The organism is Pedobacter sp. 01N310 (assembly GCF_056399805.1).
Map to the genome: position 1 here is coordinate 225,614 of NZ_JBFTSB010000004.1, position 25,536 is coordinate 251,149.

The 25,536-nt window shown below is 38.3% G+C and carries 16 protein-coding genes; 14 read left to right on the plus strand and 2 right to left on the minus strand.

The window, feature by feature from the left end; all coding sequences use genetic code 11:
* The first annotated feature begins 316 nt into the window (after positions 1-316).
* From AC1DNH_RS10945 to AC1DNH_RS11000, 12 genes are all read left to right on the plus strand, one after another.
* The gene (locus AC1DNH_RS10945; protein WP_477579683.1) at positions 317-3,223 is read left to right on the plus strand and encodes a SusC/RagA family TonB-linked outer membrane protein; all 2,907 of its coding nucleotides are present in this window, start codon (positions 317-319) and stop codon (positions 3,221-3,223) included.
* Between the two features lie 34 nt (positions 3,224-3,257).
* A complete protein-coding gene (locus AC1DNH_RS10950) occupies positions 3,258-4,763 on the plus strand; it encodes a RagB/SusD family nutrient uptake outer membrane protein (protein WP_477625377.1) in 1,506 nt (501 codons plus the stop codon).
* 11 nt (positions 4,764-4,774) lie between these two features.
* Positions 4,775-5,884 (plus strand): fasciclin domain-containing protein, encoded by a 1,110-nt coding sequence (locus AC1DNH_RS10955; protein ID WP_477608361.1) that lies wholly within the window; start codon positions 4,775-4,777, stop codon positions 5,882-5,884.
* A 35-nt stretch (positions 5,885-5,919) separates the two neighbouring features.
* Positions 5,920-7,011 (plus strand): DUF5007 domain-containing protein, encoded by a 1,092-nt coding sequence (locus tag AC1DNH_RS10960; protein ID WP_477580360.1) that lies wholly within the window; start codon positions 5,920-5,922, stop codon positions 7,009-7,011.
* Positions 7,012-7,032: 21 nt separating this feature from the next.
* Positions 7,033-10,179, plus strand: coding sequence for a SusC/RagA family TonB-linked outer membrane protein (locus tag AC1DNH_RS10965; protein ID WP_477625378.1), 3,147 nt, complete (start codon positions 7,033-7,035; stop codon positions 10,177-10,179).
* 11 nt (positions 10,180-10,190) lie between these two features.
* Positions 10,191-11,711 carry a RagB/SusD family nutrient uptake outer membrane protein gene (locus AC1DNH_RS10970; protein ID WP_477580365.1) on the plus strand — a complete coding sequence of 507 codons (1,521 nt, stop codon included), beginning with the start codon at positions 10,191-10,193 and terminating at the stop codon, positions 11,709-11,711.
* A 19-nt stretch (positions 11,712-11,730) separates the two neighbouring features.
* Positions 11,731-12,474, plus strand: coding sequence for a hypothetical protein (locus AC1DNH_RS10975; protein ID WP_477580367.1), 744 nt, complete (start codon positions 11,731-11,733; stop codon positions 12,472-12,474).
* A 34-nt stretch (positions 12,475-12,508) separates the two neighbouring features.
* Positions 12,509-14,128, plus strand: coding sequence for a DUF5008 domain-containing protein (locus AC1DNH_RS10980; RefSeq protein ID WP_477580368.1), 1,620 nt, complete (start codon positions 12,509-12,511; stop codon positions 14,126-14,128).
* A 36-nt stretch (positions 14,129-14,164) separates the two neighbouring features.
* The gene (locus AC1DNH_RS10985; RefSeq protein ID WP_477625379.1) at positions 14,165-15,862 is read left to right on the plus strand and encodes a DUF4983 domain-containing protein; all 1,698 of its coding nucleotides are present in this window, start codon (positions 14,165-14,167) and stop codon (positions 15,860-15,862) included.
* Positions 15,863-15,893: 31 nt separating this feature from the next.
* Positions 15,894-17,330 (plus strand): PA14 domain-containing protein, encoded by a 1,437-nt coding sequence (locus tag AC1DNH_RS10990; RefSeq protein ID WP_477580372.1) that lies wholly within the window; start codon positions 15,894-15,896, stop codon positions 17,328-17,330.
* A gap of 13 nt (positions 17,331-17,343) precedes the next feature.
* Positions 17,344-18,177: a PKD domain-containing protein gene (locus AC1DNH_RS10995; RefSeq protein WP_477580374.1), complete on the plus strand. Its 834-nt coding sequence runs from the start codon at positions 17,344-17,346 to the stop codon at positions 18,175-18,177.
* Positions 18,178-18,380: 203 nt separating this feature from the next.
* On the plus strand, positions 18,381-20,855 hold the full coding sequence (locus AC1DNH_RS11000) for a glutaminase family protein (RefSeq protein ID WP_477608476.1): 2,475 nt from the start codon (positions 18,381-18,383) through the stop codon (positions 20,853-20,855).
* 1,024 nt (positions 20,856-21,879) lie between these two features.
* Here the strand turns inward: AC1DNH_RS11000 and dinB are convergent.
* Positions 21,880-22,980: a DNA polymerase IV gene (dinB, locus tag AC1DNH_RS11005; RefSeq protein WP_477608474.1), complete on the minus strand. Its 1,101-nt coding sequence runs from the start codon at positions 22,978-22,980 to the stop codon at positions 21,880-21,882.
* Positions 22,981-23,045: 65 nt separating this feature from the next.
* Here dinB and AC1DNH_RS11010 point away from each other — a divergent pair, with 65 nt between their 5' ends.
* The gene (locus tag AC1DNH_RS11010) at positions 23,046-23,399 is read left to right on the plus strand and encodes a DUF6717 family protein (protein ID WP_477608472.1); all 354 of its coding nucleotides are present in this window, start codon (positions 23,046-23,048) and stop codon (positions 23,397-23,399) included.
* A 243-nt stretch (positions 23,400-23,642) separates the two neighbouring features.
* Here the strand turns inward: AC1DNH_RS11010 and AC1DNH_RS11015 are convergent, their stop codons facing one another.
* Positions 23,643-24,002: a response regulator gene (locus AC1DNH_RS11015; protein ID WP_477578171.1), complete on the minus strand. Its 360-nt coding sequence runs from the start codon at positions 24,000-24,002 to the stop codon at positions 23,643-23,645.
* A gap of 294 nt (positions 24,003-24,296) precedes the next feature.
* On the opposite strand from AC1DNH_RS11015, the gene AC1DNH_RS11020 reads away from it, so the two are divergent.
* Positions 24,297-25,310 (plus strand): LacI family DNA-binding transcriptional regulator, encoded by a 1,014-nt coding sequence (locus AC1DNH_RS11020; RefSeq protein ID WP_477578170.1) that lies wholly within the window; start codon positions 24,297-24,299, stop codon positions 25,308-25,310.
* The last annotated feature ends 226 nt before the right edge of the window (positions 25,311-25,536 follow it).

A 25,536-nucleotide genomic window follows, 5' to 3' on the forward strand; every position in this document is an offset into this window, starting at 1 on the left:
TATTTTATAAAAATTTCATAAAAATGACAATTTGTTATTAAAACGTTTTAGTATAGTATATATTTGATTTAACCAAATACTAAATTTTATGAGAACCCTTAACTATTACTACCGAAGTACCTGTCTCTTTAACCTAGGACATACTATGCCGTTTCCGAAAAAATAAGTTTTAGAAATCATTTTTTTACCAATTAAAGATCCATTAACTATGCGATACTTATGGGCGTGCCTTGTTTTTTTTGCCGCGTTTACATTAAACGTTTTACCGACTTTTGCAACGGGTGAAAAACTTCATAAAGGCCTAACAATTAATTGCTTGATTCTTCAGGATACGACAAAAATCAAGATCGTAACACCGAAAGATTCATTACGAAAAGACAGTTTAGATCAGATCAAGCAGAAAACACTTTACGATAAGTTATCTGGCGGTGTAAAAAAAGACACCAGAGATCTATCACTATTCCCTGCCGTTTCATTACAACAAAACTTAAAGGGCAATTTTGCTGGTCTGTATATTCAGGAGCCATCTGGTGAGCCTGGGTCTATTCAGAACATGTTTATTAGAGGGGCTGCAATGCCACTATTATCTAAAAAGGATTTGTACGATGCTCAGCCTCTGGTGGTTCTCGACGGAATCCCTTTGGTACGGGAGCATCCTTTTGCTTTTGATATACAGCAATTCGATTTTAATAGAATCGGTCCTGCAACTAATTTATTGGCCGGTATCGATCTGAATAATATTACATCGGTAGAGGTACTTAAAGATTTAGGTTCTACTTCTGTTTATGGGCCAAGAGGTGTTAATGGAGTAATTGTTTTAACCTCAAAAACAGCAGTTGGTAAATACCGCGCTATATCTTTCAATTCGTATATAGGCATGGTGCAAAAACCATTTGTAAATACCATCAATGGTAAATACGAAAATGATTTCAGACAGCGGTTTTATGATGTATATACCACAAATGGCAGGTATTCTGATGATGAAGAGTATCCGGTATATTTAAGCGATTCGCTAAATAATGTGTATAGTGGAAAATCAGACTGGACAGATTTATACTACAAAAATGCGCTGGTATATGGCATTAATTTCTCACTTGCCGGTGGTACTGACAGGGCGAATTTTAGGTTTGCATTAGGTAATACCAAAAGTGAAGGCGTAGCAGATCAAACGGGTATCGACCGTTATAGCGCCACTTTCAATATCAATATGAAGCCAACCAAATGGTTGTTGTTCTCGACTATGATTAATGCGAACCGTTTAAACCGCGACAGAAATAAAACCTTGCGCGACCGATTTGCACAACTTAATTATTTTCCTGATTTAAGCGCGCCTCTACCTCCAAATAAAGATTTCTATGGTTCATACCTGCAAGAATATAAGAAAGGTTTTGATGATAACAAAACAAACTCTATTCAGGGCTATGCCAAATTAGAAGGAACTTTTGGCAAATTTAAAGTGGTATCATCTTTTAATGCCGATTACAGTGAGGGGTATAGAGATGTTTTCTATGCCAGAACGCTTTTGCAGGGAAACAGTTATGCATCCAATTATTATGGCTTTAGCCAAAGATTAATGGTGGATAACAAAGTGACTTACGATTTGAATCTGAATAAGGTTCATGATTTTCATTTTGCGTTAGGACAAACAATGCAATGGGATATCTATAAATATAGTAATGCTTATGCCTATAAAGGTGTTAACGATTATATTAAAATTAACTTATTGGATTCTAAACCAATAAACGATAACGGAAGTGTTAACGGTGGTTATTTAACGCCAGTTGCCTTTCCAAGAGAGTTGACTTATCGGTTTTTAGATAAAACAGAAGATAACTTATTGTCTTTCTATGGAAAAGCCGATTACTCATTTAGCAATAAATACTTCATATCGGCAATATTACGTTTAGATGGCTCTTCAAATGCACAACCAACAAGCCGTTGGTTTTATTCGCCAACTATTTCTGCAGCTTGGAATATCAAAAACGAATTTTTGAAAGATAACAGCTTGGTTGATGATTTAGTATTGCGTGCAAGTGTTGGTAGAATGGGGCGCACTTTTAGTTACGATAATTATACACAGGGGCCACAATATACAGCCTCAGTTGGCTATACCGGTAACTTAACGGTGCCTGGATATAATGCATTCGGTGTTTTAACACGTCCTTATCAATTTGGTTGGGTAGGTTATGGTGTACCTTGGTCGTACTCAGATCAACTTAATGTTGCTGCCGATGTGGCGATGTTGAAAAACCGTCTTCACGTTTCTGTTGAACTTTATAGCAAAACCGATAAAAACCAATTAATTGGTATCCCTGCTTATGCTGAATATGGTTATAAACAATCTATCGAAAGCGGAATGTCTGTTAACAACATGGGAATCGATTTTACAGTGAATGCTCAGATAATCGCAAAAAGTAAATTCTCATGGAATTCGGCCTTAAACTTTAATCACAACGCTAACGAATTGAAAGCATTGCCAAGAGGATTAGATCAGTTGGTAGTAGGTAACAGATTTTTAAAAGTTGGCGAGCCGGTGGATCAATATTGGTTATTGGAGAATAATGGCATTTATACTTCAGATGCTGATGTGCCAGTGGCTAATGGACAAAAATTAAAATATAAGGGAATTGTTTTAAAGGCCGGTGATCCACGTTGGAAAGACCAAAACGGTGATAATACTATTGATGATAACGATAAAGTATTAAAAGGCCATTCATTACCGACCCTTGCAGGTGGTTTCGATAACAATTTTAGATATGGCAATTGGAGCCTGGCTACGAGTTTCTACTTTAATTTAGGAAGAAAGCTAATCAACCAGGAGATGGCTAACCATTTTGATTTTGTTAACCGCGAAGGCAATACAGATATCAATTCTGTTAAAGAAATTACCTTCTGGGAGAAACGTGGCGATTATTCGAAATATCCTCTTTACAATCCTTGGAGTACGGTAATCCCATACCGTGCAGATCAGGATCTTTTTTTAGAGAATGCTTCATTCTTAAAATTAAGACAGGTTTCATTAGGTTACGAACTGGGTAATCTGCTCAATAAGAAGAACATTAAAATTAACAAATTCTTCGTATACGGTGCAGTGAGTAATATTTTCACCATCACGCCTTACACCGGTCAAGATCCTGAACTGGTTAGCTACGACGGCGTTGATACGGGTTATGGCCAACCCATTCCGAGAACATATACCCTAGGTGTTAAAATGGAGCTATAAGATGAAAACAAGAACTAACAAAACATCAAGTAAGATGAAAAATATATTATACATACTTCTGGTTTCTATAATTGCCTTTTCGAGTTGTAATAAGGCTTTAGAAACCGATTCTACCAGGGTTGTAGGCGAAAAAAATGCCTGGAATACAGTAGAGGATGCCCGATCGGGAATTTTGGGGGTTTATGCTTTAACACGGGCTGCTTTATCAGATAACAACAGTCACTGGATTTATGGTGATGTGAGAACGGGAGAATTTTTAAGTCCAAAAAGACAGGATTTAAAGGCTGTAATTGGCAACAATTTAAATGCGGCATATCCCGTAATGGAGGCCTTATCTGATTGGACCAGGTTTTACGCCATTGTAAACGGCGCCAATGTTTTCTTGGAAAATATTGGGCATGTAAAAGAAACAGATAAACGATACACAAGCAATAACATGACCGTGGATATTGCGCAAGCCAGGTTTTTAAGGGCTTTTGCCTATTTCTACATGGTGAGAATCTGGGGCGATGTACCATTTATTACCTCTTCAGACGAAGGTAAATTTACCAATAAACCCCGCGAAAGCCAGGCTAGGATTTTAGCATGGGCCGAACAGGAAATTTTAAAAGCAGCAGCTGATCTGCCATTTATTTACAGTGGTGGTGATGTGCAGCAGCCAACTGATTATTACAATGAAAGTTCGGGAAGATGGGGTGGTGCTTTGGCAACAAAAGTTACGGCATATGCTGTTTTAGCTCATTTGGCAGCTTGGAATGGCGATTATACCAACGTTTCTAAATATGCCAAATTTGTTGAAGATAATTATGGCAGAAGTTCAGGTGGTTTTACAGGAAGTGCTGATTTGTCAAATTCCAATGGATTTTTCTACAATAAGAACACCAGGCAGATGTTCGGTTTTAACTCCGATTATGGCCATGTGGATGGTTCATCTACCGGGCATATTGAAGAGTTAACTTTAGCGGAACCGGTTATGACTAAGTCAGTTCCAGACATTTATCTTCCGAAAGATTCAATTCTTAAATATTTCAATATTGCAAAAGATCAAAGGTTTGCGGTTGATACTTTAGGACAGGCAAAATATGATGGAAGATATTTTACCAACCTAAACGGTAAGTATCCCATTTTCAGCAAAATCAAAGTGATCCAGGGCGGTGGTACCGATCCAAACTTCAGGTATTTTACCAGTGCTTTGGTTTTTACCCGCTTAGAAGATATCGTGTTATTAAGAGCAGAAGCGCTTTCAGTTTTGGGCGACCAACAGGGGGCTGTAAGTGAACTACTTTCTGTGATGGTGAGAAGATATGATGAAGGATTTTCTATAAATATAAACGACGTAATTAAATTAATCTTCGAAGAGCGCCACCGCGAATTGTTGGGTGAAGGCTCAAGGTGGTATGATTTGATCCGTTACAACAAGATCAAACAGAACGACGCCAAATTTATGAATCTCATTAATTCTGGCGGAATTTACTGGCCTATATCAAGAAAGCTGATTGCTCAAAATAGTTTATTAACCCAAAATGCTTACTGGCGCTAATGATAACGAATATGAAAAATTCAATAAAATATATGGGCGCGCTGGCAATCTTATCGTTGCTAACGCTAATTAATTCTGCCTGCAAGAAGAATGGAGGGTTTTACGATGCGCCAGATCAGAATGTAACCTTTGCCGGCAATACTTACGATTATTTGAAAAGCAAACCAGGTGTTTTCGATTCGCTTATTGTAGCGATTGACAGGATGGGTTTGAAAAAAACATTAACCGATAGTAATGTTACGCTATTTGCAGTAAGCAATCCAAGCTTCCAATTGGCTTTACGGAACTTAAATACGTTAAGAAAACTATCTGATAAAGATCCACTTTTTTTGGCCAATATTGATGCCGTTCAGTTAGATACGATGACCTCGTACTACATTATTAGAGGTAAGAAAACAACCGATTCATTAAAACTTCAAGATGGTTTAGACTTGAAAAGTGTACATATTGGTTATCCAATGCATGCGAGTGTAACCAAAATATCGGCTTCTGGTCAGGTTGGTGCCGGACCGGAGGTTATTAATTTCGATAATACCAAAAAAAGCAAATTCGTTCGCAACTGGGCAACCAGTACAACATCATCAAATAACATTAAAACCAAAAATGGGGTCGTACACGTTATCAGTGCCGATCACGTATTTGGCTTTAACGAATTCGTTACCCGGTTAACTTTTGTACCACCACCACCAAACCTTTACCTTGAAATTGGCGGTATATTTTCATCAAACCGCGAAAATGGTGGAGGTATAACCAGTGGGGAAAATTCGAGAAAAGTAATCGATGGTGATGATCACACTAAATTTCTGGCCGACTTACAAGGCGAACTATGGATGAGGTTTGAGCTTAAAACACCTGCTGTTTCATCCGTATATACCTTAACATCTGCAAATGATGCCAACGAAAGAGATCCAAAAGCATGGACTTATGAAGGCTCGATGGATGGTTCAAGCTGGGTAGAATTGGATAGAAGGTCTAACTTCTTCTTTGAAGAAAGATATCAGCAAAAAGTATTTAGGTGTACAAATACGGTTGCCTACAAATTTTACCGCGTTGTTATTACCGAGCTCAGAAACAGTGGTACATTCCAGTTGGCTGAGTTTACCATAAACAAAACGAAATAGTGATGCGAAATAGAAACATTAAAATAAATAGCCCGATGAAATCGATCATATATAAATATTTTGCGCTCCTTTTACTTGCTGTAACCCTTTGCAGTAGCTGTAAAAAGGTTTTCGATTTACCCGATGAGAAAGATTATATCAGTAATAATGTGAATTTTAGCAATAAAATTCTGGAGCCAATAATTGGAAGAACCAATCTTATCGGTGGCTTTAATAGCGATAACTCAACCAATCCTATTACGTTCGAAATTGTAAACGTTAGGTTTGGAGATGGAAAGCCCGTGAGCGATCTTTTTACAACCGCGCCAACTTACGTATGGACAGCCCCTTATACCGGTTTGGAAAAAAGCCTGGCTGAAATTGAGGCCAAAAGAAAAATCGAAACACATCCAATATTTGAAATACGTTCATCAGGTGAATTCATCTTATGGCCATCAGCAACCAACCAGATATTAAAACCCCGTCCGATTGATAGTACCAACTTTTCTCAGGATACACGGTTTTTTGATGTAAAGGTTAAAAATACCGGTGGCGAGCGCCTGATCAGAGATTTTCAGATCAGACCTTTTAGAGAGCGCCCTTACGAACCATCGAATGATTTTAATGCTTATACAGGTTTGCCTGCCCCTGATCCGAAATTTCCGTTAGACAAAAAACTGAGAGATTACATCCGTCCTTATCTGAATAATGTTATCGGTGCTACTTCTAATTTAAACCTGGTGAGCAACAATGATAAAAAGGATGCAATTGTTTACATCCGTCCACTAACCTCAGGAGGTAATGGACATTCGTTACGCATTGTGGTTTTGGGTAAAGATTCTTTACCAATCGATCCTAAGTTTTTCAATGAAACGGTTTGGGATAAAATGATCCATGGTTTCAATATCCAAAAAACCGATAAATATGTTCAGTATGATGTTGCTTATCCAATTCCATTGGTAGAAATCCCTACATCTTATGCTAAAGGCGGATCGAGGGCAAAAGCAGAGTTGAGTTACTCCCGGATTGGTTTTGGGGGTGCGCGCACGGTGGCCAATTTCGGTGTCGATTTCGCTATTTATAAGGCTGGCGACTGGGAAATCGTCTTTTATTTCAAAAATGAGAACCCAAAATTTGCTAACGAATAGTTAATCAATAAAGCTAATATTATGAAAAGAAATATACTTTTATATACATTACTTATTGTATGTATAATATGTGGTACAAATGCCTATTCGCAAGAAAAAAATATTATTGTAAATGGCAGGGTTCTGGATAAAGATACCAAACAGGGGGTGCCAGGCGTATCTGTTATTCTGCAAAGCACAAATAAAGGCTTAACGCAAACAAATGGCGATGGAAAGTTTTCGGTTAACGTACCTGTTGGAGGAACACTTTTATTTAAATTTTTAGGATACAATACCTCATCAGTTAAAATTACCAATCAAACCAATATCACAGTAACCATTAGCGAGGATCGTAAAGATTTGAGTGAGATTATTATTGTAGCTTATCAAAACAGGCCAAAGGAAACTTCTACTGGCTCTTCAACTTCACTCTCAGCTAAAGATGTAGCAGATGTTCCTGTATCAAATATTGAAACCCTTTTACAGGGTAAAGTACCGGGGTTAAATATCCAAAACAATACTGGTGCCCCTGGTTTTAGGGGATCGGTACAGCTTCGTGGTTTATCAAGCTTAAGTATTTCGGGTAGTGGTAACGATTCATTTTTACAACCTACATCGCCATTGTATATTATTGATGGTGTGCCTTTAGATGCAGATAAGGCAGCAGAGTTTGGTTTTCAAACGCAAGGTCCTGGGGTAAGTCCGCTTTCGCTAATCCCTCAGGAGGACATCGAAAATATCCAAATCCTGAAAGATGCACAGGCAACTTCCATGTATGGATCCAGAGGTGCTTATGGGGTAATCATCATTACCACAAAAAGAGGTAATTCTAAAGTGCCGCGTATTAAATATGTAACGAACTTTTTCGTTAATGCTCCGCCTAAATTACGCGAAACATTAGGAGGTAATTCAGAACGCCAATTAAAAATTCAGCAAATTATTTTAAACGCAGAGACCATTAATCAGATCAGGGGAATTAGCAATACACCTTTTCTTGCCGATAGTTTAAATGCGTACTATAATAACTCTACCGATTGGCAGGATGTATTTTATCAAACTACCTTTAACCAAAGTCATAACCTGGCTTTAGATGGTGGCGACCAAAAATTTAATTACAAAGCCAATATGGGTTATTATGCCGAAAAAGGTGTAATTAAAAACACGGGTTATAACCGTTACAATTTAAACATGAACATGGAGTTTAAACCGAACGATAAATTTAGATTTTTCGGTTTCGTTAATGGTTCGGTAGGTAAGCAGAATAAAGGTAACGGTGCAGGCTTACTTCAATCCGGTGTAGCTTCAAACGGTCAGGCGTCAACACTTTTGCCTCCTCCGTCTTTTTATCAGGCATCTGGTGGGGTATTATCTGCTTTGCAAACGCTAAACGATAATAATTCCAGAAATTTAAGAGCAAATATCGATGCCCGTTACGAATTTATACCAGGTTTCGCAGCATCTTCTACCTTGAGTTATGATTATACCTCAGATACTGAAACTACATTTACACCAGCTGCGGCCAATGGATCATTTGCGAAACTTTATGATTATAATGGCAGAAATTTCCAGTTATATAATAGAAATGCAATCACCTACGCCAAAACATTAGGTGAAAAGCATAATTTCTTTATCAATACATTTAACGAAATTTATAAACAAGGTTCCCAATCATCAATAAGCCGGCAGGAAAGAATTCCAAACGATCAGCTTCAGGGGCCAGTAGGGTTCGATGGTTATTACTCAAGAGGTGGCGGGGTTTTAAGTAGCTATAAAAATGCTACAATTGCCTCTTTCGCTGGATCGCTGTCTTACGATTACGACAAAAAATACGTAGCCGAGTTCTCTTACCGTTTAGATGGTACCTCATCAAGCGGTTTGGAAAATCCATATTCTAAAAACTCTTCAATAGGTTTAAGATGGAATTTCAACAAAGAAAACTGGTTGACCGATCAAAAATGGTTAGACTATGGTAGTTTAAGGTTAACGTGGGGCCAAAATATTGTGCCAACAGGTAATCTTCAAAGTATTTATGGTATTTATAACCTAAATGGAAATTACAACAATACGCAAACCATTGGTATCAATTACGATTTAATTCCAAATCCGGCCTTAAAGCCAACCACTACAAGCCAGTATAACCTTGGTTTCGACATTGGTTTCTTAAACAGATTTTCGATCGTTGTGGATAGTTATTTTAAAAAGGTAGATAATTTATTGTTCGATCGTATTTTATCAAATATTACAGGTTTTAATAAACTATCGAGTAACGATTTGGGTATCGCCAACTATGGTACCGAGATTAGCTTAAATGTAAAAGCCATTACCAGCAAGGATTTCGATTTATCTTTTTCGATAAACGGTGCTTATAACCGCGATGTGCTGTTAAAATTGCCTGAAGAGTATAATGGGCAATATATCCGCTTTGATGGTTCTGGTTATCTGCAGCATAATGTTTTCCGAGTAGGCAGAAATACCCTATCAAACTATTTAAGAATTAACCAAGGGGTTTACAAAACAGATGCGGATGTACCTGTAGATCCGGTTACCGGAAAAAGATACCAAACAAATAATACGTTCTTTTACGGAGGAGACCCGATCTTAAAGGATGTAAATGGCGATTATATTCTGGATGGCAGAGATTACGAAATTACCGGAAACTCACAACCATTGTTAACAGGTGGTTTATCGTTCACCGTGAGGTATAAAAAATGGGGCCTAAACATGTACGCCAGTTATACAGCCGATAGAACAATCTTAAATAATGCGCTTGCAGATCGTATTGCCATCATGAGAGATCCTTATGCACTAAATGCTGTAGTACCATTAGGCGATTTAAATATCTGGCAGAAACCTGGCGATGTTGCTAAATATCCATACCCTTATGATTTTAGCCGTTATGGAAATATTCAACCATTAAGAGCCGATCAAACCTTATGGCAGGAAACGGGTACGTATCTGAAAATTAACAACTTAACGCTTTCTTATATGTTCGATAAGAAGTTGATACGCAGATTCGGACTGGCTAATTTAAGGATATTTGGTTCTACCAATAACTTAATTACATTTTCTAAGTATAGTGGCCCTAATCCAGAAAACGTAACCGCATTAGGTCGCGATATTTCTAACGGATATCCTGTACCACGTACTTATAATATAGGTTTAAACTTAGAACTTAATACAGGCAACTAAAAATATTTATTATGAAAAAAGTTATCATTTATACTTTAGTTATTGCAGCATCCTTTTGCTTGCCTGCATGTAAAAAGTTTTTAAACGTACAACCATTAGATAAGTTGACTGGAAATAATTTTTTCCAATCCAAAGAGGATGTTGTTGCTAACATTTATGATCTATCGAGGATTGTTTTTAGCAAAATTAATGAAACACATTATGTTGGTGCGGTTGGAGAATACAGATCGGGCGAGGTATTGCACGAAAGCCAGTCTGACAATGCCGCATCCCGCGAATATGTGGAGTTCTTAGGTCGAAATGATCTATTAAACCTGATCAGAAGAGGGCAGCCTTGGGACTATTATAATTTTGATAGAATAACAGATTGGACCGGTTATTACAGGGCAATTCAAGGTGCCAATATCTTGATCGCGAAATTAGATGAGGGTGTTCCAGGTGTTACTGAAACAGAAAAAGGACAGTTTAAGGCCGAAGCCGCATTTATTCGCTCACTTTGCTACTTTACCATGGTGCGGTTATTTGGCGATGTAGTGTATTATACTGATGCATTTCATTCTACACCCTTACCCCGCGAAAATTTTGTATCCGTATTAAATAAATGTATTGCCGATTTAAATAGTTATAAAAATCAAATTCCATTTACCTATAGCGATCCTGCTTTAAAAGGCGTTCGGGCAAGTAGAGGCAGCATCATTGCCTTAATGATGGAGATGAATATGTGGAACGCAGGCTTTGACGGCGCTAACGCAAGAAAATATTATCAGGCTACTGCAGATCTGGGTAAGGAATTGGTTGCAAGTAATGCCTATCGGTTATTGCCACTTTCAGACTGGTCCACAGTGATCAAGGGGCGTTCGGATGAAAGCTTATTCGAATTTTATCAAAGTATAAATTATGGAGATGCCGTATTGAATGTTGCACCAATTGCCGATATGTTTTTGCACTACCCATACAAAAGACCCGAATATACCCACCGCGTAAGTTTTGCTTATTACAGGGGCGAATATATGCAGAAACTTTTTCAGGATGGAGGCGACAAAAGGATCACAACCTGGTTTAATGAAGATATTTTTGCCGACAATGGCAAGTTCATGTTATTAAAATATGCAAAGAACTCATTCATTGTAGGTGAGGAAGATGCCAATCCGGATAATACCTTTATGATTTTTAGATATGGTGGAGAACTCCTGCTGGCGGCAGAAGCGCTTGCAAATATAGATGAAAATACAGAAGCCATAAAACTGGTAAATATGGTAAGAGGCCGTGCTGGCGCATCTCCATATACATCTTCAAATGGAGATCTTAAAGAATTTATTTTTTACGAACGTTCAAGAGAACTTATCGGTGAGGGGCACCACTACTTCGATTTGGTTAGAACGAAGAGAATTTTAAATAGTCAGTATTCTTACAACGTGCTTACATCTGATAAATTTAGTCGTGGTGCCTGGACCTGGCCAATTAGCTCGGGTGCGCTAAACAACAACCCATTTATGAAATTGAATGATTATTGGGTTAACGGTGGTAATTAATTATTATAACAAAAGATATATGAAAAAGCTAATTTTTGCTTGTGCTGCTGTACTGCTGATATTAAATGCTTGTAAACGCGATGAGTATTACCGTGATGGAGGCTTGGCTAATCCTAACTTTGAAGGCAATATGCTTCAATATTTACAGGCTAAAAAAGTACCTTTTGATACCATAGCCAAAATTGTAAAGCTGGCGGGTATGGAAGGCACCTTTTCTAATGAGGACTTTACTTTTTTTGCACCCGATGATGATGTAATCAAAAGAACAATTGGAACAATTAGAACAGATGGTGGGTTAAATAATTTTCTTTTTTACGCAGGAAAAGATACCGTTAAAACACTGGATCAGATTAGTCCGTTAATTTGGAGGAAATATCTGCAGCGCTACATGTTTAAAGGTGTGAACAGATTAAAAGACTATCAGCAAATAGATTTTGATGTTAAAAGTGTTTATCCGGGTGGTTTGTATTATTCTCTTGGTGGTAATATCTCAAACATCGGTGTAACCTATGCTACTGCCAACAACATCAAATATATTGGTTACCGCCAATTGGTTTTAACTTACATTCCAGATGCCTCAAAACCGAATGATAATTGGTACATCAATAAGGTATCATCATCTGATATAAAACCCACCAACGGTGTAGTACATGCTTTGGCCTTTAACGATTTGATAGGTGGTGCTTATTTTGGATTTAACCGAAGTGATTTTTTTAGTGATGTGTATTATAGCGGGTTATTGCCTTCTGATTCTTCGAAATAAAATCACATCTGGTGTTACCTCAAGAAATTAAACGATGAAAAAAATTAAATTAATATTCGCAATAATCACTTTGATTGCTTTTAGCTTTCAAGGATGTAAAAAGGCAGATGATGTGATCCCTGATCCTTATGCTGATGCTAAATCACCCTTAGGTGTGGCCATTTCGCAAACTGATGTACCTGTTCCTACTGTTGGAATTGTAGGTACATCTGTAGTCATCAAAGCTGCAGGCTTTGATAAATATAAAAATCAATTAACCTTTATGTTTAACGGCGAAAAGGCTGAGGTAGTTAGTGTAACTGCCACAGAGATTACGGTTAAAGTTCCAGAAACCGGAAGTACGGGTGTAACATCAATCGCCATTGGCGACCAGTTATTTATTGGTCCAACCTTTACCGTAACGGGGCTGATTCAGATCGACCCTACTTTCAAAGCTATAGCAGGTACCAACGGTTATGTAAGTCAGGTATACGAAATGCTTGATGGAAGGAACATTGTGGTTGGTAATTTTACAAATTTTGATAACAAAGGAGGTGTCGTTCCCATCAATCGGATCGCTAGAACATCATTAGACGGAGAATACGACCGTACTTTCCGTACAGGAAGAGGATCCAATGGTCCCCTAGCCAGGATTGTAGAAATTGGTGGCCGTTTTATTATAGCAGGTGGCTTTACCGGATTTAACCAACGTACCGAAAATATCAGCAACATTACCAGTTTGTTCACCAGCGGCGCAATTGACACTATAAAAATTCAAACAAAAAGGAAGCCAACACTCACCGATACCGTTACGCAGAAATGGTTTCCGAGGTTTAACGGTGGTACAAATGGTTTTATTAACCGTGTATACCCGCACCAGGGAAAAATTTTAGCAACCGGTGATTTTAGGTATTATGTAAAAAGAACTTACGATAAGTTTAATTACGATTTATCAAGGGATACTGTAATATTGGACAGTACAGAAATCCGACAGATTTTGCGCTTTAATTTAGATGGTAGTCTCGATAAAACATTCCGTTTTAACACCGCTACCAATAAAGGAAAAGAAAGTGCAAATGGACGTGTAGACACTTACATGCATACTGATGCAGAAAAGTTAGAAAAACTGGTTGTGTTTGGTAATTTTACCACATTCGACGGTCAGCCGGCCAATCGCATTATTAGGCTAAATCCTGACGGAAGCGTCGATCCAACTTTTACGCCAGGTTCGGGGACAGATAATGTGATTTCATCATGTACTTATAACACCACTACAAAAAAATACGTAATTACAGGAAACTTTACGCAATACAATGGCAAATCTGCGCTCGGTGTAGCTGTTTTAAATGATAATGGCACTTTAGATGAAACATTTGTTTCCAAATCATTTGAAAGTGGCATACCAGGTTTTGCTAAACAGCTTAATAATGGGTTAATTGTAGTAAGCGGCTATTTTATTAAATATAATGGCATCACCAGAAATGGTTTTATGGTTTTAACGCCAACAGGATCATTGGCAAAAGGATACAATTCTACAGGTCCTTTTAATGGTAGCCTATCTGATGTAATCGAAACCAAATCGGCAGATGGTAAAAAAGCACTATTGTTAATCGGCGACTTTAACCGTTTTGATAATTTACCATTATACAACATTATTAGAGTAACTATCGAATAAGAGATTAAGCTAACCAGGATATAAATTAAGATGAGTATGATTAAAAAATATAAATTATTGATTGGCTTAGTCGCAACAATAATTACCACGGCCATATTTTCTTGTAATAAAGAATTCGAAAGAACAATTGGAGATAAGAATGCCAGCGACACAACAACTGTTAAATACGGTAACCGTAAGGTACTTTATTTAGTTGTTGATGGAGCAAGGGGGCAATCGGTTTTAGATGCGAATACACCAAATATCGATGCGATTTTACCGCACGCTATCTACTCATGGGTAGGTTTAAGTGATCCCGAGGCAACCGCAAATGCAACCAATTGGGCAAACATGTTAACCGGCGTTAAAAAGGAGAAACATAAAGTTACCACTGATGCATTAACGAATAACAATCTGCAGAATTACCCAATTATCTTCAACAGGATCAAAGAGGCAAGTGCAAAATCGAAAATTGTTACCTATACCTCATCGGCGGTTTTTAAATCATTAAATACAGGAGCTGATGTGAGTAGCCTGGTGGCAGATGATGATGCTGTTAAAGCTGGATTGATAAGCAATTTAACAAGTGATACTTCAACGGTTGTTGTAGGCCATTTTACAGGGGTTAATGCGGCAGGTGCAGCCTCTGGATATGATGTTTCTTTTCCGGCCTATAAAGCAGCTATCGAAAAATTCGATACTTCTGTAGGTGAAATCCTCGCGGCACTCAAAAAACGTCCTAATTATAACAATGAGCAATGGCTTGTTGTTATTGCATCAAGTGCAGGTGGGCAATATACCTTACCCTCAAATGCCGATGACCAAACTATTTTTAGCCAGCCAAAAGTAAATTCATTTGTAATTTATTATGCGCCAACCTACAACAAACGAATTTTAACAAAGCCATTTACAGGTAACAGGTATTTAGGCAAAACAATCCGTTTTAAAGGGGAAGATGTGAGGGCACAGGTTGATGCTGCTGACGCAAATGTTTACAATATAGATGACACGACAAAAGTGACCATAGAACTTAAGGTTAAAAAGAACGAAGACAAATTTTTCTGGCCGAGTGTTTTAGGTAAACGTAACGAGTGGTCTGGTGGCCACCCAAGCGTAGGTTGGGTAATTTATTTAGAAGAAGACTATTGGTATTTTGAGTGGCGAGGTACCAAAGATGGAGATTACCACCAATGTAGGGGGGGGAGCTTTGGCAAGGGGAAATGGACAAATTTAACTGCAAAAATAGAGGTGCGTAATGGCCAAAGATTTGTTCGTACCTATACCAATGGTAGCTTTAATAATGAACTCGAAATTACGGGTTCAGGGTCGTTGGCAAATTCGAATCCTTTAAAATTGGGATTTTTAAACGGAAATGGACACGGAGTACCAGATGTATATGTAAGTGACATCCGCTTTTTTAAAATTTCTGTTCCAGATGGAATGATCGGCAATTATGCCTGTCAAACTTCAATCGATCAAAGTCATCCATACTTTAATTTTCTGGTGGGGTATTGGCCCGCAACGGATGGTAATGGTAATATCATGGCAGATATAAGTTCTCAGGCACATGATTTTAAATTTCAGGGGACCTATGCCTGGGAGAATTTTAACGATTTAATCTGCCCTCCGGCGCCAGAAACACTGGCCATATTTGTTCCTCAAACATCAGATATACCCGCACAGATTATAAACTGGTTAAAGATTGCCAATAAACAAGCATGGGGGCTTGACGGACGGGTTTGGTTAGATCAATAACAGATTTGCTGATCATTTAAAATATCATAAAATGAAAAAAATTATATATATCGCATTGATAAGTTTAGCCATAGTGGGTATTTATTCTTGTCGCAAATCACAAATAGATGATTTAAAATTGCCAGATCCTAATACCAGGAGTATAACAGGAGAAGGTATTGTTGCCGGAAATGTTTCCATAGATAACGAATACATTAAAGTTCCTTTTAAAATTTCTTTAACTGGCGTTGCAGAAGAGGCCTTTCAGGTAGGTTTAACTTTAAATAACGATACCGTTACGCAGTTAATTAATAAAGGAACCATTACAAATGCAATCCTAATGCCATCTGCGGGGGTAGAGTATCCCAATGTGATCAATGTGGCTTATGGGACCGATAACAGCGAAGGTATCGCTATTGTTCGCCGGTCAGTATTGGAGCGTAATTATGGTAAAAAAGTTGTTTTTGCCTTAAAGCTTTCAGCTCCTGGTAAAGGAAATAAAATTGCTGCTGGCAAATCTACCATTATGGTTATTATCAATACTGCCGATCTGTTAAAACCTACCGATCTACACTATTTAACTTTAAATGGCGGTGGTACCTATAATGTAGTGTACCAGGGCGATTACATTGTGGGCCCTGCCGGGGTAACGATTCCACTTATTGTAAGTTTAGAAAACCAACCATCAACAGCTTTCAATATTAAAATCAAAGAGAACATAGATACCATTGCTACTTTAGTTGGCAACGGAACTTTGCCTGCAGATGCAATACATTTGGCTGCCAAAGATTATAGCATTGATACTTTGGTTCGGTTTGCTACAGGAGCTTCGAGTGCGATCGTCAGACTTCAGATCCCATGGCCGGTTTTTGATGCCAACATTGTTGCAAATAAGAAATTTGCATTCGCCTTCAGTATTGGTGAGGCAAGCAATCATGTTATTCACCCAACTAAGAGTAAATTAATAGTGGTTGTAGATCCTAATGTAAATTTGGATAATAACTCTTACATCACCGGGAACGGTACTGGCTTAACAGCAAAATATTATACCAATACGCAATTGGATCCGGACGACGGACGTGCTCCATTTGTGACAAGGATTGATGAAACCATAAACTTTAGTGGCGATGGATGGCCAGACAATGTAAAAAATGATAGCGGAACTAAGTTAAGCAGGGATAACTTTGCAAGTAGATGGAAAGGCGAATTTTTAGCTCCGGTACGCGGCACATATACTTTCTACCAAACCCGTTGGGATGATGGATCAAGATTATATGTAAACGGAATTCCTTTGGTGAACGATTATACCACCCAGTGGGATAAGGATACGCGTAAGGGTACCATATTTTTAGAACGCGGAAAACGTTATACCATTGAAGCACATCATCGCGAAAACGTAGGTGGGCAACAAGCCTATCTGGAAATTGAAGTGCCAAATATTTTATCAAAAAGAGTAATACCAAAATCTCAATTATTTCCAACACCTTAAATATTAATAAGATATGAAAAATAACACAAAAAGATTATTCAGTATTCTATCTCTTTTAATACTTATTGTAATTACAACAGTAAAGTGTAAGAAAGATGCAGAAGAGATTATTCCTGTGGTAGACGAACCTAAACCAACTGCAGGTTTTTCATTTGCAAGGCCGGATACGGTAAAGTTTTTAGAATACCAGTTTACGGGTTCTTCTACAAACTATAAAACTTTGTTATGGCAATTTGGCGATGACAGTACATCTGTAGCGGTTAATCCAAAACACGTGTATCGTTTTCCAGGTAAATATAAAGTTACTTTAACAACCAGAAATGGGCAGGGCTATTCTGCTGCAAAAGAAGTCTTGTTAAATATTGTAGATCCTAATTTTGACCCAACCAAAATTGGAGAGAATTATATGCAAACCATTGGTGGAATATTCTCTGTAAATTTGGAAGCTGGCGCTGGGCCTAACTCTGATGAAGGATCGAAAAAGCTGGTTGATGGCGATATTACCACCAAATTTTTGCAGGCAGGTTTTGATGGTACGCAGAGATGTACTTTCGAACTTGCAACACCACAGGTAGTTGGCGCCTATACCTTAACTTCAGGAAACGACGCTGAGGATAGAGACCCTAGGTACTGGATTTTACAGGGATCGGTAGATGGTATTCAGTATACCGATTTACATACTGTAACCACTTGCCCATGGGCAAACTCAAATGAAAGACGAGTGACCAAAAGGTATTATTTTGACAACTTTGTAGCCTATAAATTCTATCGTCTTTATATTAAAGCAAACAGGGGAAGCAGGGTTTTCCAATTATCTGAGTGGACCATCAACAAAAAACAGCCTTAGTTTATAAATCTTATACACCCTTTGAAAATACATGGAGCTAATCACTTCATGTATTTTTTTGAGGATCGATTTTAAATGTCACTTAGACAATTAAAAAATCGGCTTCTCTTGCAAAAAGTAAATTATATTTTATACTTTAGTAAAACGTTTAACTAACGTTAAATCTAACCAAAATATACGATCAGATTTCAACACACACAATTATGAACAAAACCAACATTTTAAAATTCTTAGGCATACTGGGCTGCATGTTTGTAGGCGGTTTGCTAAAGGCACAGGAGCGGAAAGCCCCGGCTTATCCCTTAATTACGCACAATACCTATTTTAGCATCTGGTCTAACACCGATAAATTAAACGAATCTGCTACCCAACATTGGACGGGTGCCGACCATTCACTACTGGGTTTGATTAATGTTGATGGTGGTATCTATCGTTTTTTAGGTAAAGAGAGTACCAGTTATAAAACAGTTGTGCCTACTTCTGATGAGAAAGGGTTCGAAGTTAACTATACAGAAACCGAGCCTCAGGGCGATTGGAAAGCTGCAAACTATGCGGCAGGCAACTGGCAAACAGGTAATGCACCAATAGGAGATGATGCTAAAAATGTGAAAACATTATGGAAATCGCATGATATCTGGGTAAGAAGAACCTTTAACGTAGCTAATCCCGCATCAATAAACGAACTGTTTTTAAAAATAAACCACGATGATAATATTGAGGTTTACCTAAATGGGAAGAAAATCTATACCAAAGAAGGCTGGACCAATAATTTCCAATATATTGCCTTAAGTAATAGTGATAAAAGTGCTTTAAAATCCGGACCGAATGTAATCGCCATCCACCTCATTAATACTGCAGGTGGCCGTTTTCTCGATTTTGGTTTAGTAGAAAAGCTAAAAGACAATGCAGAAAAAGTACAGATAGCCAAACAGAAAAGCGTTGATATTAATGCCACACAAACCATTTATAACTTTACCTGCGGGAAGGTTGATTTAAAATTAACTTTTACCTCTCCCTTGTTAATGAACGATTTGGGTTTATTTGCCCGTCCGGTTTCTTACGTTTCCTATCAGGTAAAAGCAAATGATGGTAAAACCCACCAGGTAAAAGTATACCTCAGTGCATCGTCAAACATTGCGGTTTATCGTCCTACGCAAGAAGTTACAGCAAGCAAATACAGCACGGCCAAATTATCGGTATTAAAAACGGGAACGGTTGAGCAGCCGGTTCTTCAAAAAGCAAGTGACGATATGCGGATCGATTGGGGTTACTTTTACGTAGCTGCACCAAAAACCAGCAACGCCATCCAGTTTGTAACAGCCGAAAAAGATGCTGCCGATGCTTTTAGAAAAGGAAATTCAGCTTCAACCGCTAAGCAGGGCAAAATGCTCGCATTAAATACTGTTATCCCGTTTGGAACAGTGGGTAAAGCTGCGGTAGAAAAATATGTTGAACTGGGCTATGATGAAATTTATGCTGTTCAATACTTCAATAAAAATTTAAGGCCATGGTGGAATACCTCAGGTAAAGAAACCATCGAAGCGCAACTAACCGCGGCTGCAGACGAGTATAAAAACGTGATTCAGAAGTGTGAAGCTTTTAACAAAACTTTGTATGCCGATGCCTTAAAATCAGGTGGTAAAGAGTATGCCGATTTATGTGTTTTAGGTTATCGCCAGAGCATTGCTGCACATACCTTGGTAAAGAGCCCGCAGGGTGAAATTTTATGGTTATCTAAGGAAAACAACAGTGGTGGTTTTATCAATACGGTTGATGTAACTTACCCTTCGGCACCATTGTACCTGATTTATAATCCTGAACTGTTACAGGGCATGTTGAATGGTATTTTCTATTTCAGCGAAAGCGGAAAATATCCTCACCCTTGGGCAGCTCACGATCTGGGAACCTATCCGTTAGCAAACGGACAAACTTATGGCGAGCCAATGCCTGTAGAAGAATCGGGCAACATGATTATTTTAACTGCAGCAATTGCCAAAGCACAGGGGAATGCCAATTATGCCAAAGCGCATTGGAAAACCTTAACCACCTGGGTTGATTATTTAACCAAAGAGGGCTTAGATCCAAAAACGCAGTTATGTACCGATGATTTTGCTGGTCATCTGGCCCGTAATGCCAACTTATCGGTAAAAGCGATTGTAGGTATAGCCTGTTATGCGCAGATGGCCAAAACATTAGGTTATGATGATGTAGCCCAAAAATATAGGGCTATTGCCGAAAGTATGGTGCCAAAATGGATAGAAATGGCCGATGCTGGCGATCACTACGCCTTAACTTTTGATAATAAAAATACATGGAGCCAGAAGTATAACCTGGTTTGGGATAAGGTGCTGAAGTTAAACCTGTTTCCGCAAAAGATATACGAAACCGAAACCAAATATTACCTGACTAAACAAAATAGATATGGTATTCCGTTGGATAGCAGAAAGGCCTACACTAAAAATGACTGGATCTTGTGGACTGCTACTTTTGCACCTACACAAAGAGAATTCGAAGCTTTGGTTCACCCGGTTTACAAACACGCTATCGAAACTGAGTCGAGAGTGCCTTTAAACGATTTTTATGATTCAAATACCGGTATCCGCGATAATTTTAAAGCCCGGAGTGTAGTAGGCGGTTTTTACATGAAAATGCTTGCCGATAAATTAGCTGGCAAATAAATTTTACCCCTTAAAATTAACAATTAAAGGCTCTGCATTTTTGTAGGGCCTTTTTTATGTTTGATAAGAGCGCGATCGTCATGCTGTCCCGAATGTTCGGGATCAGCATCTTTCCCGCTATAAAGATCCTGAAATGAATTCAGGGTGACGGCACGAATGGAAAAATGCATAAACTTAATGTAGGGTTGGCCATAGCAATCTATTCCTTAGTCTGTGTTCTCACAAACCGAATAAACAGCTTATGTATACAAGCAAAAAAAGCTATTTGAGTAGCTATTAGAATTAGAAAATGACTGGCCTGTGGTTCTTGGAGGCGGTTAGTCCTGCTTTACGCTTTACTCCGTTGCAATCGTGTTCGCTCCAATCAGGTTTAGGAACAAGGGTTTCTGCACCCAACAACCCCGAAAATGAAATGCTGTTTTGGCCCAATAGCCCCGGTTGCAGCGTTACCCTGCAGCAACGAGGCACGAGGAAGCGAAGCGTATAAGCGTAAAACGGGAAGAAACTTATTGATTTGTACTGGCCTTGCGCTCCAAATGAAAATTGGTGTTTTTAAACTAGGAAATTATCCTATCGGTTGGTGTCTCACCGACCGAAATAAATTCAGACTGACAAATTATAAGAGAGATCTATTAAATTAGGAAATGAGTGGCTTGTGGTTCTTGGAGGCCATTGGTCCCGCTTTACGCTTTACTCCGTTGCAATCGTGTTCGCTCCAATCAGGTTTAGGAACAAGGGTTTCTGCACCCAACAACCCCGAAAATGAAATGCTGTTTTGGGCCAATAGCCCTGGTTGCAGCGTTACCCTGCAGCAACGAGGAACGAGGAAGCGAAGCGTATAAGCGTAAAACGGGAAGAAACTTATTGATTTGTACTGGCCTCGCGCTCCAAATGAAAATTGGTGTTTTTAAACTAGGAAATTATCCTATCGGTTGGTGTCTCACCGACCGAAATAAAATCATAGCGTTTGTTGTAAGATTACTTCTTCGGCTGAAATAGCTCATCACAATAATGATTTATCTGATCAAAACTCAAACTCCAGCTGATTACTTTCTGGCTTTTCAATCTCTACATCATCATAAAAACGCGATAAGGTAATGCCCAAAAGCCTCACCTGCGTTGTGCCGATAGCGGCCTCTTCCAAAAGTTTAATCGCTTCAGCATAAATTACCTCTGCTTTGTTTATCGGTTGGGCAAAAGACCGGCTGCGCGTAATCAGTTTAAAATCGGCAAACTTGATTTTTAGGGTTACCGTTTTTCCACTGAGTTGATATTTTTCCAAACGTTTGGCCACGGTTTCACTGATCTGTTTTAACAGATCGTGCATCACCGAATCTTCATTGGTATCTTCCGAAAAGGTATCTTCTGCACCAACTGATTTGGTTTCGCGATTCGACTGAACGGGGCGTTCATCAATACCACGAACAATTTTATAATAAAATCTTCCCGATTTCCCGAATTGGGCAACAAGCTGGGCTTCAGTTAATTTTTTTAAATCTGCACCTGTATTAATCTGCATGGCCTTCATTTTGGCGCCGGTAACTTTGCCTACCCCAAAAAATTTTTCAACCGGGAGTTTTTCCATAAAAGACTCAATTTTCGATGGGCCAATAAAAGTTAAACCATCCGGTTTGTTCATATCTGAAGCTACTTTGGCCACAAATTTATTGATCGATACGCCTGCCGAAGCCGTTAAGTTTAACTCATTTTTAATCGCATCTTTAATGGATTGAGCAATATCAATAGCCGATCCGATTCCGAGCTTGTCTTCCGTTACATCAAGGTAAGCTTCATCCAGCGAAAGGGGTTCTATAATATCGGTGTACCGGCTAAAAATTTCCCTAAGCGCTTTCGAAACCGCGGTATAGGCATCAAAACGGGGGTATACGAAAATTGCTGTCGGGCAAAGCTGGTAAGCTTTACTGCTCGACATTGCAGAGCGGATTCCATATTGCCGCGCTTCGTAACTGGCTGTAGAAACTACGCCTCGGCTATCGGGCTTGCCACCAACTACTAAGGGCTTTCCCCGGTATTCAGGAAAATCGCGTTGCTCTACAGATGCATAAAAAGCATCCATATCGATATGAATTATTTTTCTTAAAACCGGTAGAGTTGAATCAGACATGCAATGATCTAAATTTCGTGATTTTTATCAGGATTATTGATCTAGATTTTTTTTCTTTACAAAATATGGAGAGAGCAATTCGTTTTTATAAAAATGCAAAGCACGAATGGTATGCCGATATACCGGAATGGGGAGGAGATATAGCCGATCTGCAAATGGTAGAGGGTGCCGATGAATTATTGAACTGGATAGCGATTGCCGGGGATGAATGCAAATTACTGATGGCTGATGTGCCTATTGAAAATGCCGAAATTTTAGATCTTGTTTATGTCCGGGAAGAGAATTTGGGCGGTGGTGGCGACTATCTGTTAGAAAAATTTAGAGGAGAATTTAAGAACCATAAACTTTGGCTTTGCCAGGTAACGGAATTTGTTTTTAAGCAATTGCCTGAACGGATTTATTTTAAGGAGATTAGTTAAGTGTGATCATTAAGATTCTATTATGTAAACCTCCCTTACGTTCGTCATCCTGAACTTGTTTCAGGATCCATTTAACTGCAATTCTTTTAATATTGATTCACCATTATTAATTTTTCCCTAACAGGATCATCATGCAAAAGACCCTGAAATAAATTACCTTCGGTGAGCTAGCTTAAGGCTCGGTTTACTCAGTAGCTTTCCGCTTCGCTACAGGTCAGGGTGACGGTTCTAGGTAATATCAAACTAATCTAACAATACCTCTACTTTATTAAGTAAGGAGTCCATCTCGAATGGTTTTTCCATAAAATCATTGGCACCGGCATCTAGCGCAGATTGTCTGATGTCTCTACTGGCCGAGATCATTAAAATAGGGATTTCCTTAAACTGAGGGTCGTTTTTAAGCTGTTTGCATATATCCCTGCCATCGTGTCCACTCATCCAGATATCGAGCATAATTAGATCTGGCTTATTTTTTACTGCATCTATTACCGCCCCGCCATCATATGTAAATTCAACATCATAACCCATCACTTCTAAAATCATCGTCACAGCATCAACAATTCCTTCGTCGTCATCGGCTATGAGTATTTTCTTATTTGCCATTTTGTAAATTTTATTTCATATTGTTTTGTTTTTCAATCGGTAAATGAGAAGATGGTTAAGAGCGTATAATTATTAAAGCGGTAAAGATGCTTTTTGTTTTAAAAAAAATGAATATTTATTTAAACAATTTTACCATTGGCCGATTAAAGATTTTGAGGCTGAATTTCACAGCCGATTATCTGGCCATATAAATTGGACACGAAATGTATAATTTTAAAGCTTATAAAATATTTCGGATATTTAAAGTTTATATTTACAGCATTAATTCAAATTAATTGGGTTCAATGGCCAAAAATGGATAGTATTAATATTAAGAAGTTAGCAGAAGCTTTAAAATTATCTACTTCTACAATTTCGAGGGCTTTTAGGGATAATAGTGACATTAATGCGGCTACCAAAGCGCGTATATTAGCCAAAGCAAAAGAATTAAACTATCAGCCCAACCACTACGCCAGTAATTTAAGGGAGCAAAAAAGTAAAACCATTGCCGTTATTGTACCCGAATTGGCCAATAATTATTTCTCACAGGCCATTCACGGTATTGAACGCGTAGCCAGAGAAAATGGCTACCATATTCTGATTTACGTAACGGATGATGATTATAAAAAAGAAGTAACTTTTATCCGCCATTTGCACAATGGTAGGGCCGATGGTATTGTAATGTCGGTTTCAGGAGAAGCTAACGATCATAATTACCTTAATAAATTTGGAAGTAAAAGGCTGCCTTTGGTGTTTTTCGATCGGATTTACGAAGATATTGATACGCCAAGGGTAATTACAAATGATTATAACAGCAGTTTTCTGGCAACTGAGCATTTAATAGAGCAGGGCTGCAGTAGAATTGCCTACCTGGTGGTGAATAAAAGTTTATCGATAGGTAAAACACGCATGCAGGGCTATCTTGATGCATTGGCTAAACATCAGATTCCTTTCGAAGAAAACCTGATAGTTGATTGCAGTAACAGTTACGAAGAAAATAGCATTATCATTAAAGAGGCGTTAACGCAATTGAAACCGGATGGTGTTTTTACCTCAGTAGAACGTTTGGCCTTTGCCACTTACTATGCGTGTTACGATCTCAATATCAACATCCCAAAAGATTTAAAGGTGATCAGTTTCTCCAGTTTGGAAATTGCTCCTTTGTTAAATCCCTCACTCACTACAATCACTCAACCCGCTACCGAAATAGGAGAGGAAGCGGCTAAATTACTGTTTACTATTTTAGATGATCATGCCGATAAGAACCTACCAAATGAGGTGGTTTTAGAGTCTAAAATTATCAAGCGGAATTCGACCGTAAACGGGTAAAAAAAGCCCTTAAAAAGGGGGTGATTTTCAGCTTAAAATTTTCAAAAATTTTTGTCACTTAGTGTAAAATACGCAGAATTCTGACTTATTTTCGGGAACGTTCCCGAAAGATGTTTGAATTTCGCTCCAATTTTTTCGGGAACGTTCCCGAAAAAAGCTTCAAAAATGACTTAGTGTAATATTTACACTTTAAATTAAAATTTAACATTTTTAATTTATTGATTAT

What these genes read in the sequence shown, in the direction of transcription:
- dinB (WP_477608474.1), bottom strand. Translation starts at nt 22,980, where the DNA reads ATGTCTGATTCAACTCTACCGGTTTTAAGAAAAATAATTCATATCGAT.
- AC1DNH_RS10990 (WP_477580372.1), top strand. Translation starts at nt 15,894, where the DNA reads ATGAAAAAAATTATATATATCGCATTGATAAGTTTAGCCATAGTGGGT.
- AC1DNH_RS10970 (WP_477580365.1), top strand. Translation starts at nt 10,191, where the DNA reads ATGAAAAAAGTTATCATTTATACTTTAGTTATTGCAGCATCCTTTTGC.
- AC1DNH_RS10960 (WP_477580360.1), top strand. Translation starts at nt 5,920, where the DNA reads ATGAAATCGATCATATATAAATATTTTGCGCTCCTTTTACTTGCTGTA.
- AC1DNH_RS11015 (WP_477578171.1), bottom strand. Translation starts at nt 24,002, where the DNA reads ATGGCAAATAAGAAAATACTCATAGCCGATGACGACGAAGGAATTGTT.
- AC1DNH_RS10995 (WP_477580374.1), top strand. Translation starts at nt 17,344, where the DNA reads ATGAAAAATAACACAAAAAGATTATTCAGTATTCTATCTCTTTTAATA.
- AC1DNH_RS10985 (WP_477625379.1), top strand. Translation starts at nt 14,165, where the DNA reads ATGATTAAAAAATATAAATTATTGATTGGCTTAGTCGCAACAATAATT.
- AC1DNH_RS11020 (WP_477578170.1), top strand. Translation starts at nt 24,297, where the DNA reads ATGGATAGTATTAATATTAAGAAGTTAGCAGAAGCTTTAAAATTATCT.
- AC1DNH_RS10975 (WP_477580367.1), top strand. Translation starts at nt 11,731, where the DNA reads ATGAAAAAGCTAATTTTTGCTTGTGCTGCTGTACTGCTGATATTAAAT.
- AC1DNH_RS11000 (WP_477608476.1), top strand. Translation starts at nt 18,381, where the DNA reads ATGAACAAAACCAACATTTTAAAATTCTTAGGCATACTGGGCTGCATG.
- AC1DNH_RS10950 (WP_477625377.1), top strand. Translation starts at nt 3,258, where the DNA reads ATGAAAAATATATTATACATACTTCTGGTTTCTATAATTGCCTTTTCG.
- AC1DNH_RS10965 (WP_477625378.1), top strand. Translation starts at nt 7,033, where the DNA reads ATGAAAAGAAATATACTTTTATATACATTACTTATTGTATGTATAATA.
- AC1DNH_RS10980 (WP_477580368.1), top strand. Translation starts at nt 12,509, where the DNA reads ATGAAAAAAATTAAATTAATATTCGCAATAATCACTTTGATTGCTTTT.
- AC1DNH_RS10955 (WP_477608361.1), top strand. Translation starts at nt 4,775, where the DNA reads ATGAAAAATTCAATAAAATATATGGGCGCGCTGGCAATCTTATCGTTG.
- AC1DNH_RS11010 (WP_477608472.1), top strand. Translation starts at nt 23,046, where the DNA reads ATGGAGAGAGCAATTCGTTTTTATAAAAATGCAAAGCACGAATGGTAT.